This window comes from Novosphingobium sp. GV079, from assembly GCF_003058045.1.
In the GTDB taxonomy this organism is placed as follows: Bacteria; Pseudomonadota; Alphaproteobacteria; order Sphingomonadales; family Sphingomonadaceae; genus Novosphingobium; species Novosphingobium capsulatum.
In genome coordinates, this window is record NZ_QBUE01000011.1 from 26695 (window position 1) to 40008 (window position 13314).

The window sequence follows — 13314 nt, forward strand, 5'->3', positions numbered from 1 at the left end:
TGCCCCCGCGTCAGTGCGTAGTGCCCAGCACCACCGGCCCCACCAGGCCCGATGGGCGCAGCGGCGCATCGGCATTGTAGGTCGGGATCGCCGTCCAGGTTACCTTCGTTGCGCCGGGCTGGGCATCGCCGATCAGGCGGTTGACCCAGCTGTTGGCGACACGCACGGCGATCGTGTTGTTGCCGCTGTGCACCGCGCCGCCCACGTCAAAGCGATAGGGCGCGTGCCATTGCGTGCCCAGCGTCTGGCCGTTGACCGTGACCTCGGCAATGTCGTGCACCTCCCCCAGATCGAGCCACAGTGCCTGGCCCTTCTTCCAGCCCTTGGGCAGGCGGAACGTGCGGGCATAGGTGGCCATGCCCGAGAAATAGCGCACCCCAGCGTCGGCATTCTGGTCCAGCCGCGCCAGCGTGGGCATGGCCAGGGTGGCCGGCGCGCCGCGTCCCGCCTGGAACGCCACGGTCCAGCCGGTGCCGGGCTTGCCGGCCAGGGGCCCGAGCGGCACATCATGGCTGGCGCGTACCTCGCCATGGGTGGCGGTGGTCGCCTTGCGGAACACGACGAACACCGATTCCTCTGCCGCCAGGGTCAGTGGCACGATGGTTTCGCCATTCTCGCTGCGCCAGGAAACCGGCTCTACCTTGCCGCTGTCGGCATGCCACAGTTCAGGCTGCTTGCCGGTCACACGGAAATGCGCCTCGAACGTCTCGTTGCGGTCAAGCCGGTTGACCAGGAACCACGCGTCGCCATCGGCCAGCTGGCGATGGACGAACGGCACTTGCGCGTCGCTCGCGCCGACCAGGCGGAAATCGGGCGCCACGCCCAGCCGCGCCAGGCCCGCATCGATGTCGGCGAGCGCGATTACCCGACCCTTGCCCACCATGGCATCGCCACTGCCGGGCCACAACCGCGCCACCAGTTGCTGCCACTGCGCCGCATTGGCGCCTTGCGCATCATCGAGCGCGGGCGATCCCTGCGGCGCCAGGCCGATCACGCTGGCCCCGCCATCGACCAGTTCGGCCAGGCGGCGCAGGGTCTTGAGCGTCATCATCCGCGATGAGCCACCCAGATAGACCGCGCGATAGCGTGCCCCACCCTGGCTGACGAGTTCGTTGCCCTGGTTGAGCAGCACGCCGCCCAGCGCATCGGCATTGACGAAGTCATAGGCGTTGGCCTTGGGCGCATCGGCCACCGGCGCCTTGCCATAAAGGCCGGTCAGCGGCGCTTCCTCGCCATAGAAATAGGCGACATCGGCCACGTTGCGCCCCTGCTGCAACAGTAGCGAATTGCGCGCCATGTAATCCACCCAGGGCCGGGCCATTTCCGCCCAGCTTTCGTGGCGGTTGAAGAACTGGCCAAAGATCATCAGCGAAAGGCCTGGCACCTTGTCATCGGTGGGCTGATGGACCGAGGTGTGCACCACCGGGCGGTTGATCCCGCTGACGAATTCCAGGTCGATGATGCGGCGCAAGTCCTTGGGTGTATAGGCCCAGGGCGCCAGTGCCGAGGTCATGGATTCAGCCGCCACCAGGTTCTGGCCATAGACATGCGCGACAGAAGCCGCTCCCTTCATGTCGGCCAGATAGCTGGGGTTGGGGCCAGCCTGGCGCGAAAAGGTCCACAGCGCGGCCATCGGCACATCGGCGCGGGCGCGCATCGCCATGTCGTCGCCCAGCATCGGGCGGTTGTCTTCCAGCGCCTCGCCATAGACCTTGAGGCCGTTTTCGTGCGCCACCTGGGCGACCATGCCATAGTGTTCCGAGGCGAGCAGATCCGCCAGGGTGCGGCGCCAGTCGTAAAGAAAGCGATCAGCATCGGCACGGCTTCCGATCAATACGCCGGCCAGCGTCGGCAGCCAGGGCGTGGGATCATAGCCGCGCAGGCGCTTGAACTGGTCGATCATCTTGGGCGTCCAGTTGGCCGCCCCCACTTCGATGGAGTCGGTCAACAGCGCGGTAACCCCGCGCCGCCCGATCAGGTCTGCCCCGGCGGCATCGCGATACATGCCCAGATAATGCGTCAGATAGCGCCGCACTGCCGCGCCATCGAACTTGTCCACTTCCAGCCCGGTGGCCTCGGGCGCGGCCGGGTGGTTGGTCGTGCCCAGCAGGCTGGTGCCAAAGCGCAGAATGCGCCAGGCGCTGCCGGCCGGCGGTGTCCAATCGAGCGTGCCATCGGGGCGCAGCTTGCCGGTCAGGTTCACCACCTTGGCCGCATCGGTCCCAGTGGCGGCAGCATCGGGCGTGCCCAGCGCGTAATAGTCCTGCTCCACGGCAAAGCCGGCCTTGGCCTCGAACCGGTCAACCCGCGGCTGGGCATAGAGGCGGAAGTGGCGCAGATCGAACGGCGCGGTGGCGCCAGCGGACATCATCTTCATGAAGCCCACGTCGGTGGCGGCACCCGGCGCCGGATCGCCCAGGTTCGAGCCCTTGAACGGCAGCGGCGCCAGGACCACGCGGAACTGGCTGGCGGTAACCGGGGCAAAGCTCACCGAGGTTGGCGCATTCGACACCGGAATATCGGCCACCTTGGTCCAGGTCGTGCCGTCGCTGCTCGCTTCCAGGCGCGGCGCCACCACGGCACCAGCAAACATCGCCTTGGCCCCGGCCATGAACAGGCTGACACCCCGCACGGTCTGCGGCCGGGCAAACCGCGCCAGCAAGATCGACGGCTGCTCGGCACTGCCATGGGCGACCATCTGCCGCTTGGCAAAGCTGTCGCCGGTCAGTGCTGCGGCATCGAGCGACTTGCCATCCGGGCCAGTGATGGCCGGCACGGGCAAATCAACCTGGCCAGCATCCACCGGCACCGCCAGCACGGCCACGTCGGCATAGAATTCGTGCGCCTGTTCCGGGCCTTCCTTGGTCAGCGCCGCCAGCGGGTCATTCAGCTCCATATCCTGGAACGTGCCGGTCACGTGCGGCGGCGCTGGCAGCGGCGCGGTCAGCGCGGCGCCACCGGGCACCACGGTTTCGCTCCACACCACTTTCTTGAGCGCATCGGCCGGCTGCACCCACGGGCCGCCGGTTTCCGACCAGCCGGGCGAGGAGGCAATGGCCAGTTCAAGCCCGCGCGCGTCGGCAGTATAGGCGGCAAAGCGGAACGCGTCCTTCCATTCCGGCGACATGAAGACCAGGCGGTGATCGACCACCTGCGGCGTCATCAACCCGGCATCGAACGCTTGGAGGCCGCCAATGCCCATGCGGCTCATCCAGTCGATGTCCTTGGCGATGCCATCCTTGGTGACATTGCCATTCATCCAGTGCCACCACACGCGCGGCCGGGCCGAGGCAGGCGGATCGCGGAACTGCAGATCGAGCGGCACGGCCGTGCCGGCATGCACCGCCGCCACGCCCGGCACTGGCGGCGCCGGATCGGGTGCCGCCATGGCCACGCTGCCGCTGCCAATGCCAGCACCCACGCCGGCAAGTGCGCTGGCCAGCAGCAGGGCGGTGCGGATGCGGCAAAGCGCCGGCTCGATCATGCAATTCTCTCCTGGGAAATCAGTTTTCGGTTTTGGCCATTTGGCTCTTCAGGGCAAGGGGTTGGCGCGCTTCGCCCCCTGCCCCGGTCGTGCCCCGCCATCATGCACGGCGCTGCGTCAGACGATGCCGGCGCCCAGCCCCACCGCCTTGCGCTCCTGCGCCTTGCGCGCGCGATACTGGCTCAGGCGATAGGCTTCCAACACGTCGATCGCCCCGCCAGCGGCCACACGCGCCTTGGCCAGGATCGGCGCCACGTCGATCGAATAGGCGCGGCGCAGCGCCTGGAACGCCATCATCGTGTCGTTGCTCTCTTGCGCCGCATGCAGTGCATCGCGATCGACCAGCAAAGCCTTGGCAAAGCAGCCGGTGATCGCTTCGGCCGAAGACAGCATGGATTCGATCGGGTCGGTCACGTTGTGCGACTGGTCGATCATGTAGCTCGGGTTGAACCCGTCGCGCGGGTTCAGCTCGGCCTCGACCAGCTCGTTGAACACCAGGAACAGCTGATGCGGATTGATCGACCCGGAATCGAGATCGTCATCGCCATACTTGCTGTCGTTGAAGTGGAAACCACCCAGCTTGCCGAAGCGGTGCAGCCGCGCCACGATCTGCTCGATGTTCACGTTGGGCGCATGGTGGCCCAGGTCGACCAGGCACTTGGCCTTGGGGCCCAGTTCCTGCGCCGCCAGGATCGAGCTGCCCCAATCGGAAATCACCGTGGAATAGAACGCCGGCTCGAACATCTTGTGTTCCAGCAGCATGCGCCAATCATCGGGCAGCGCGGCATAGACTTGCGAAGCGGCATCGAGATAGCGATCCAGGCTGCGGGCAAAGTCCTGCTGGCCGGGGAAGTTCGTGCCATCGCCCACCCACACCGTAAGATCGGTTGAGCCGAGCTGCTTGCCGATCTCGATGCATTCGATGTTGTGTTCCACCGCCTGCTGGCGCGTGGCGGCATCCTGCGCCGAGAGGGAGCCGTTGGCATAGGTGTGCACCTGGCCGGGCTGATCCTGGAACGTGTTGGAATTCACCGCGTCCCAGCCCAGGCCCAGCGTGGCGGCTTCTTCGCGCAGCGCAGCAAAGTCGCTGACCTTGTCCCACGGAAAGTGCGGTGAAACGCGCGGCGTCACCCGCGAAAGCTGGTTGATGACGGCGCAATCTTCCAGCTTTTCATGGATATTGGTCGGCTCCCCGGGAATGGGAAACTTGGCAAAGCGCGTGCCGCCCCGGCCCGCGCCCCAGCTGGGCACCGCCACGGAAAAGCTGGCGACGCGGCCCAGCACGGCATCTATATCGATGCCGGTGCGGGCCAGCTTGCGGCCCAGCGCATCATAGTCTTCGTCCAGCGCATCGGCATGGCGAGCATTGGCTTCGGCGATGAGATCGGCCGACAGGGGCAACTGTGTCATTGTCTTGTTCTCTCCCGAATGCTCAGCGCGTGAAAGCCTGAACGTTGCCGGCGTCCACATTGATCATGTTGCCGGTCGACTTGGCCGATGCTTCCGAACCCAGCCAATAGGCCGCCTCGGCGATGTCTTCGGGCAGCACGTCGCGCTTGAGCATCGAGCGGTTGCGATAGTGCGCTTCCAGTTCCTCGCCAGCGTCGATCTTGTTCGAGGCCGCGCGTTCCTTGCGCCAGTCGCCGTCCCAGATCTTGCTGCCCTTGATCACCGCATCGGGGTTCACGACGTTGACGCGAATGCCTTCGGGCGCGCCTTCCAGCGCCAGACAGCGGGCCAGGTGGTTGGCCGCAGCCTTGGCGCTGGCATAGGCAGAAGCCCCGGCGGCAGCGGCCACCGCGTTCTTCGACCCGATGAACACGACCGAAGTGCCGCCCTGCTCCTTCATCCGCTTAAGCAAGCCCCAGGCGTGCTTGGCGGTAAGAAAATAGCCCTGGGCAAGCACGTCGAAGTTGCGGTCCCACAGCTCCAGCGTGGTCTGCTCGATCGGCGCGGACGAAGCGATGCCCGCGTTGGCAACAAGGATATCGAGCCCGCCGAACTCGCGCGCGGCATAGGCGAAGGCCGCCTGCACCTGCGCTTCATCGGTCACGTCGCAAGCCACGGCGCGAACCACGTCCTTGCCAAACTGCTTGGCAAAGCCGGCGCGCACGTCCTCGGCAGCAGTGGCATCCCGGTCAGCCAGGACAACGCAGGCGCCTTCGCGCAGGAAGCGGGCGGCCGTGGCCGCACCAATGCCACCCGCACCGCCGGTAACCAGCGCGATCTTGCCAACCATGGGCTTGGGCGCGGGCATGCGCTGCAGCTTGGCTTCTTCGAGCAGCCAGTATTCGATGTCGAACGCTTCCTGCTCGTCGAGCGCGATATATTCGCCAATCGCCTCGGCCCCGCGCATCACGTTGATGGCATTGCCATAGAATTCACCGGCCAGGCGCGCAGTCGTCTTGTCGGTCGCGAACGTGATGCGGCCCACGCCGGGCACGAGCACGACGACGGGGTTGGAATCGCGCATCGCCGGGCTGTTGGCGCGCTTGCAACGTTCATAATAGGCCGCATACATCGCGCGGTAATCGGCGATCTTTCCGGCCAGATAGGCATCGTCCTGAAGACGGGCCGGGTCGAGCGTCAACGGCGCGATTTTGGTGCGCAGGAAGTGATCGGGGCACGAGGTGCCGAGCGCAGCAAGGCGTTCGAACTGAACCGACCCGGCAAATTCCAGCGCCTCGGCATCGTCGGACCAGTGACCCAACTTGCGGCGCGCACCGGTCATGAAACCACGCAGGCGCGGCATCAGGTCTGCCGCGATGGCCGCGCGATTGGGGTTCGGTGCCACCTTCTGCCCGCCGAACGCCGGCTTGGCTGCCAGCTTGGCGTTGAGATAGTTCGCGGCATCGGCAATCAGCTGCACGGTGTGCTCGTAACAGGCCTTGGCGCTATCAGCCCAGCAGATGATGCCGTGCCCGGCCAGCATCACGCCTTCGACCTGCGGATTGGCCTGGACGTAATCGCGCAGCATCACGCCCAGGGTATAGCCGGGACGCTTCCACGGCAGCCAGCCGATCTTGCCGCCCCAGATTTCCTGCGTCGCCGCTTCGCCGCCCGAAGAGGCCGCCAGCGCGATGATCGCATCGGGATGCACATGGTCGACATGGGCGAACGGCAGCAGCGAGTGCAGCGGCGTATCGATGCTGGCCGCGCGCCCATTCAGGTTGAACGTGCAATGCGGCAGATAGCCGACCATCTTGTCGTCATCGTCCGGCCCGGCATAGTGCGCTTCCAGGCCCAGCAGCTTGTCCTGATAAAGCGTGGCAAAGCCATCGAGCTTCATCGAGCCGATGTCACCGCCCGACCCCTTGACCCACAGCACCTCGACCGCAGCGCCGCTCAACGGATCGGTTTCGGTGAGCTTGGCCGAGGTGTTGCCCCCGCCAAAATTGGTCACCGTCAGATCGGAACCCAGCAGGTTGGAGCGATAGAGCAGCAGCTCTGCCGGCGACAGCGTGGCGGCGTGGGCATCGTCCCAGCGGCTGGTCGGCACGGCAAAAGGAATGGCGGCGTCTGCGGCAACAAGCGTTTCGACGGTCATGGCATCCTGCGTGGATTGGGCCATCGAGTCGCTGCCCGATTGGCCGGTGAACGTGGGGCGGCACAACCAGGATGATTGCATCGCGTCGCAGGGCTGCTAACATTTTTGGTGGAATTGATCAAGAATGATTGATATTGATCATTTCCACACAAGGCGTCGGCGGCGGAGATTCTCCCATCGGGCGCCACCAAACGGAGAGCGAGTGGCTTGGCACGGGGCAGCATCATCGTCATCGATCTGGGCAAGACGCTCAGCAAGGTCAGCCTGTGGCGCCCGGATGGCACGCTGCTCGATCGCAAGGTGCGGCCCAACGCCCCGATCGAGATCGACGGGCTACGCCGGCTCGATGCGCAAGGCATCGGCGAATGGCTGATCGGCGCCTTGCGCGAATTTGCCGCCGTCCCGCTCGATGCGCCGATCGACACGATCGTTCCGGTGGGCCATGGCGCGGGCGTGGTTGGCGTGGCACAAGGGGCGCTGGCGTTTCCGCCGCTCGATTACGAACAGCCGATCCCCGACGATGTGATGGCCGCCTATCGAGCGCAGCGCGATGCCTTTGCCATCACCGGCTCCCCCGCCCTGCCCGATGGCCTCAACCTTGGCAGCCAGTTGTTCTGGCTCGAACAGCTCTATCCCGCCGCCTTTGCTGCCGATGGCCCCACCCGCGCCACGCTGATGCCATGGGCGCAATATTGGGCGTGGTTCCTGACCGGTACGGCCACGAGCGAAGTGTCGAGCCTGGGCTGCCATTCCGATGTTTGGAGCCCCGCCCAAGGCACGTTCGCGCCCATGGCGGCGCGGCGCGGCTGGGCCGATCAGTTTGCCCCGGTGGTGCCCGCATCGGCGCAAGTCGGCTTGCTCTCTCCGCGCCTGGCACGCGCGACCGGGCTGCCTGCCACCACGCGGGTGCTTGCCGGGCTGCACGATTCCAATGCCGCGCTGATGGCCGCGCGCGGCTTTGACCAGTTGGCCGGACAGGATGCCACGATCCTGTCCACCGGCACCTGGTTCATCGCCATGCGCCTGGCGCGCGGGGCATTTGATCTTGCCGCCCTGCCCGAAGCGCGCGATTGCCTGGTCAATGTCGACGTGTTTGGCCAACCCGTGCCCTCTGCCCGGTTCATGGGGGGGCGCGAGATCGAAAGCCTGATCGAGATCGACACGCGCCGGGTCGATATCAAACCCGATCAGCCCGCGCTGCTCGCCGCCGTGCCCGATATCCTGCGCGACGGCACGATGATCCTGCCCACGCTGTGCCGTGGCTTTGGCCCGCTGCCCCATGGCACGTTTGGCTGGATCGGCCAGCCGCGCGACTGGTACGGCCGCCGCGCTGCCGCGTGCCTCTATGCTGCACTGGTTGCCGATATCTCGCTCGGCCTGATCGGCGCCAGGGGCCACCTTCTGGTCGAAGGCCGCTTTGCCGAGGCAGAGGTATTCGTCCGCGCGCTGGCGACACTGCGCCCAGACCTGGCGGTCTATACCGCCAATGCCCACAACGACGTGTCGTTCGGCGCGCTGCGCCTGATCGATCCCACGCTCAAGCCACAGGGTGAACTGGTCCCAGTCGCGCCACTGGAAGGCGATATCGCCGCCTATCGCGCCGCCTGGCACGCCGCCATTTCCCTACCGGCCTGACACCACGATAAAAAACACGAGAGGAAGCAACGACGATGGGCGGAAATCCGGCACTGGGCGTGCTGTTTCACTGGCTGGGGGGCTTCTCCTCGGCCAGTTTCTATGTGCCGTACAAGCGGATCAGCCGCTGGTCGTGGGAGGTGTTCTGGCTGGCCGGCGGGCTGTTCTCGTGGGCCATCGCCCCGTGGCTGTTTGCCTCGCTGCGCACGAACGACCTACTTGGCGTGCTCGCCGCCGCGCCGCGCCAGACCTTGCTGTGGTGCTGGTTCTGGGGAGCGATGTGGGGCTTTGGCGGGCTGACCTTCGGCCTGACCATGCGCTATCTTGGCCTGTCGCTGGGCATGGCCGTGGCGCTGGGCCTCACCACCGTGATCGGCACGATGGGCCCGCCGATCTTCCATGGCACGCTGGGCGATATCGCGGCCACCACCAGCGGCAAGCTGACGCTGCTGGGCATTGCCATCACGCTTGTCGGCATCATCGTCGTCGCCCGCGCGGGCAGCGCCAAGCAGCGTGACCTGGGCGGCACGGCCAGCGTGGGCGTGGCAGAGTTCAACCTCAGGAAGGGCATCCTGATCGCGATCTTTTCCGGCGTCATGTCCGGCTGCTTTGCCTGGGGCTTGGATGCCGGACAGCCGATCCGCGATCTGACCCTGGCCGCTGGCACCGATCCGCTCAGCCAGGGGCTGCCAGTGCTGTGTGTCGTGCTCGCTGGCGGGCTGACCACCAACCTGATGTGGTGCCTGATCCTGATCGCGCGCAACCGCAGCGCCGGGCAGTTCCTGGGCGCGGCCAGTGACGGCACCGGGCGCGCACCGCTGTTGCGCAACTATGCCCTCGCCGCGCTGGGCGGCACGCTGTGGTATGGCCAGTTCTTCTTCTACACCATGGGCGAAAGCCAGATGGGCAAGTACGGCTTCTCGTCTTGGACCCTGCACATGGCCTCGATCATCCTCTTTTCCACGCTATGGGGCTTTGCCCTCAAGGAATGGCAGGGCACCAGTGCACGCACCCGCACCATCGTGTGGAGCGGCATCGCCCTGCTGGTCGGCGCCACCGTGGTGATCGGCGCGGGCAACATGCTGCAGGCCGCCGCCTGAAGCCAGCCATGCGCGAAGATGATGGCTTTTGAGCGCGCATCCGGGCATAAGCCGGCGCTTGCCGGAATGAAAAGGGACGAGCCAAGGCCATGCATGCAGCGGAACGCGAACGGTTGATCGTCGAAGCGATCGGCCCCACGGGTTTCGTGAGCTATCGCGATCTCGAGGCGATGCTCGATGCCTCTCCCGCCACGATCCGGCGTGACCTGTCGCGCCTGGAAAGCGAGGGGCGCATCGTGCGCGTGCATGGCGGCGCAAGGCTGGCCGATGGCGCCGAAGCGCCTGCCCGCCCGGTCGGCTTTCACCTGTCGGGCACGCCGTTCGAACAGGCGATCACCGAAAACCTTGCCGCCAAGCAGGCGATCGGCCGGGCGGCCGCGGCGCTATGCCAGCCCGGCGAAGGCATCATGCTCGATGGCGGCACCACCACCTTGCAGATGTGCCCGCATCTGGCCGGGCTTGATCTCCAGGTGCTGACCAACTCGCTCTATATCGTCAACGCGCTGCTGCCGCAGCCCGGCACGCGCATCCTGGTGCCATCGGGCGCGGTGTTTCGCGAACAGAACATCATCCTGGCCGCGGCGGGCGAGGAATCGATGCCACGCTTTCATGCGCCCAAGCTGTTCATGGGCGCAGCGTCGGTGGGCGCGGCCGGCGTCATGCAGGCCGATGTCGTGCTGGTGGCAGCAGAACGCCGCCTGATCGACCGCGCCGAACAGGTGATCCTGCTGGTCGACAGCAGCAAGTTCACCACCCGTTCGGGCACGATCGTGTGCGGGCTGGACGAGGTCGATACCCTCATCACCGACGCCGGCATTTCCGCCGCCGCCGCCGCCGCCGCCGCGATCCGCGACGCCGGCGTGCAACTGGTGATTGCCGAATAGACCGGTGTTACTTGGTCGCCTGTTGCAGATAGGCGATCACGTCTGCGCGGTCTTTGGCATCGGGCAGACCGGCAAAGGCCATCTTGGTGCCCTTCACATAGGTGGTCGGGCTCTTGAGATAGGTGTCGAGCGTATCGGGCGTCCACGTCACGCCGCTGCTCTTCATCGCATCGGAATAGGCATAGCCCGGCAGCGAGCCAGCCTTCCGCCCGATCACGCCCTTGAGCGAAGGGCCAAGCCGCGTCGCCCCGGTGTTGAGATCGTGGCACGCCAGGCAGCGCGCCGCCACGGTGCGGCCATGCGCGGGATCACCGCCTTCGGCCGCCGCAGCCGGTGCCACCGCTCCGGCAACCCCGATTGCCAGCCCCAAGGCGCCCAGCGCCACAACAGAAAAACGAGCAAGCTTCATCACGGTCTCCCGGGCGGGCCACATTCCGGCCCGCGTGATTTCAGACCATGTCACACGCTGGCTGACAAGGTGCTGAACGGGCCGTGGCGCACAAGCCGCCGGCAACCCGGCCGTCACCCTTCCTTGGAAGGGGCGGAAAGATAGACTTTCATCAGGATGCGGAACAGTTCGGACCGCTCGCGCACGGTCAGGCATGCGGTCAATTCGTCTTCATGCGCCACGATCACGCGCCGCGCCTCGGCCAGGGTGATCAAGCCGCTTTCGGTGACCCACAGCCCGCCAGCGCGGCGATCGAGCTTCGACGGCTCGTTGACGAGATAGCCGTTGCGCATCAACTGGCGCACGAACTGGTGCACGGTCGGGCGCTCGATCTTGAAAAAGCGCGAAAGGTCGGTTTGCTTCACGCCGGGATTGGCGTTGACCAGCCACAGGATCGCCACCTGCTTGGGCGTGACGCTGAGCGGTTCAAGCTGGCGTTCCAGCCGCGAGACGAACAGCGTATTCGTTGTGCCGATGTGCAGGCCCAGGACCGAATCCAGCCCATCCAGCGCCAGTTCGGGCGTAACTGATTGACGGGTAAGAACTTCGGACGCCAAAGCGCAACCTTTCAAGACACACTGCGGCACAGAATGTTACCGCATCAAGTCCATTAGGCATACGAACCGTTTTTGCGCAAATGTTTTGCGGCGCAACAGCGCCGAAGCCCACCAAAGGTCAGGCTTCGACCGGTGCCGTCGTCATGCCCAGACCGGGAATACCGATGGACCGGCGCCCGCCGTAATCGGTGCGCACCACGATCAGCCCGCTCTTTTCGAGGTGATCGAGCAGGCGGCGGATGCGCCCCGGGCTGCGCGTGCCATAGATCTCGGCCATGCGCTCGTCGTCCGGGCACGGCAGCCCTTCGACGGCCGCCACGGCCAGCACCAGGAACGGCGCCACCAGATCGTCGGCCACGCCTTCGGCCAGCTTGAGTGCGGCCTGCCAGCGCGGCTCGCGATCGTCCGGGATGCCGGCCACCGCCATGGCAAAGCGGCGGCGGAACGCGGCCAGGTCGATGCCCACCTGGCCCAGCCGCTGCATCCGGCAGCGCACGGTGAAATCCTGATAGAGCTGCGCCGCAGGCTGGAACGTGCAATCCGGCTCGGCCGCCATTTCCGCCAGGATCGCGGCAATATCGGCAGCGGTTTCCTCGGCGGCAAACAGGCTGGGCTCGACCGGTGGTTCCACCTGCTCGGCGGCGGGCACGCTGCTTTCGATCTGCTCCAGCAGCTCGCCGCTTTCGGGTGCGGTCTCTTCCGGCTCTGGCGGTGCGGGCAGCGGGTCGAACATCAGCGGCTCTGCCATCAGCAGCGCCTCCATCTCCTCACCCGCGGCGTTGGGCATCGGCATAAGGCCATGCACCACGTTGCGCGCGCGCGTTTCCACGTCGGCGATCTTCACCCCCACCGGGCGGCGGCAGATCGCCGGGCCCAGCGCCAGGAAATGGCCGCGCTCCAAGTCGCGGATCTGTTCGGCCTGGCGCCGCTCCATGCCGAGGAGATCGGCGGCGCGGGCCATGTCGATATCGAGGAAAGTGCGCCCCATCAGGAAGTTGGATGCTTCGGCCGCCACGTTCTTGGCCAGCTTGGCCAGGCGCTGCGTGGCGATGATCCCCGCCAGCCCGCGCTTGCGGCCACGGCACATCAGGTTGGTCATCGCCGCCAGCGAGAGGCGGCGCACATCGTCGGCCACATCACCGGCGGCGGCAGGCGCAAACATCTGCGCCTCGTCCACCACCACCAGCGCGGGATACCACTGGTCGCGCGGGGCATCGAACAGGGTGTTCATGAACACGGCGGCGCAGCGCATCTGCGCTTCCAGCTCCAGCCCGTCGAGCGCCAGGATGACCGAGGCGCGATGCTGGCGGATGCGTGCGGCCAGCTTGACGATCTCGGTGCCGTCATAGGCCGATCCATCGACCACGACATGGCCAAACGGTTCGGCCAGGCTGACGAAATCGCCTTCCGGATCGATCACCACCTGCTGCACCACGCTGGCGCTCTGCTCCAGGATCCGGCGCAGCAGGTGCGACTTGCCCGAGCCACTGTTGCCCTGCACCAGAAGGCGCGTGGCCAGCAGTTCCTCAACATCGATGCGGACGGAGGCGCCCGACCGGTCGTCGGCGCCGATGACGATGGTTGCGCTCACGCCTCGCTCTTAGCGCGCAGGGCCGTGGCGGCAAGGGGATTGGGGGAAAAGGTTGTCGAAAGCGGGGT

At 66.2% G+C, this 13314-nt stretch carries 9 protein-coding genes; 3 read left to right on the forward strand and 6 right to left on the reverse strand.

The window, feature by feature from the left end:
* Positions 1–10: 10 nt before the first annotated feature.
* From C8K14_RS14520 to C8K14_RS14530, 3 genes are all read right to left on the reverse strand, one after another.
* Positions 11–3484, reverse strand: coding sequence for a glycosyl hydrolase (locus C8K14_RS14520; RefSeq protein ID WP_233251099.1), 3474 nt, complete (start codon positions 3482–3484; stop codon positions 11–13).
* Positions 3485–3601: 117 nt separating this feature from the next.
* A complete protein-coding gene (gene rhaI, locus C8K14_RS14525; protein ID WP_107717184.1) occupies positions 3602–4894 on the reverse strand; it encodes an L-rhamnose catabolism isomerase in 1293 nt (430 codons plus the stop codon).
* A gap of 22 nt (positions 4895–4916) precedes the next feature.
* The gene (locus C8K14_RS14530; protein ID WP_107717185.1) at positions 4917–7031 is read right to left on the reverse strand and encodes a bifunctional rhamnulose-1-phosphate aldolase/short-chain dehydrogenase; all 2115 of its coding nucleotides are present in this window, start codon (positions 7029–7031) and stop codon (positions 4917–4919) included.
* A gap of 207 nt (positions 7032–7238) precedes the next feature.
* Here C8K14_RS14530 and C8K14_RS14535 point away from each other — a divergent pair, with 207 nt between their 5' ends.
* The 3 genes from C8K14_RS14535 to C8K14_RS14545 all read left to right on the forward strand — a co-directional run bounded on the left by C8K14_RS14535 (position 7239) and on the right by C8K14_RS14545 (position 10650).
* Positions 7239–8666, forward strand: coding sequence for an FGGY-family carbohydrate kinase (locus C8K14_RS14535; protein ID WP_107717186.1), 1428 nt, complete (start codon positions 7239–7241; stop codon positions 8664–8666).
* A gap of 35 nt (positions 8667–8701) precedes the next feature.
* Entirely contained in the window at positions 8702–9766 is a 1065-nt protein-coding gene (rhaT, locus tag C8K14_RS14540; RefSeq protein ID WP_107717187.1) for an L-rhamnose/proton symporter RhaT, read from the forward strand.
* An 89-nt stretch (positions 9767–9855) separates the two neighbouring features.
* Positions 9856–10650: a DeoR/GlpR family DNA-binding transcription regulator gene (locus C8K14_RS14545; RefSeq protein WP_107717188.1), complete on the forward strand. Its 795-nt coding sequence runs from the start codon at positions 9856–9858 to the stop codon at positions 10648–10650.
* Between the two features lie 7 nt (positions 10651–10657).
* Here the strand turns inward: C8K14_RS14545 and C8K14_RS14550 are convergent, their stop codons facing one another.
* The 3 genes from C8K14_RS14550 to C8K14_RS14560 form a co-directional block, all read right to left on the reverse strand.
* Positions 10658–11059 (reverse strand): cytochrome c family protein, encoded by a 402-nt coding sequence (locus C8K14_RS14550; RefSeq protein ID WP_107717189.1) that lies wholly within the window; start codon positions 11057–11059, stop codon positions 10658–10660.
* 113 nt (positions 11060–11172) lie between these two features.
* Positions 11173–11655 carry a MarR family winged helix-turn-helix transcriptional regulator gene (locus tag C8K14_RS14555; protein WP_022677022.1) on the reverse strand — a complete coding sequence of 161 codons (483 nt, stop codon included), beginning with the start codon at positions 11653–11655 and terminating at the stop codon, positions 11173–11175.
* A 118-nt stretch (positions 11656–11773) separates the two neighbouring features.
* Entirely contained in the window at positions 11774–13246 is a 1473-nt protein-coding gene (locus tag C8K14_RS14560; protein WP_107717190.1) for an ATP-binding protein, read from the reverse strand.
* Positions 13247–13314 lie beyond the last annotated feature (68 nt).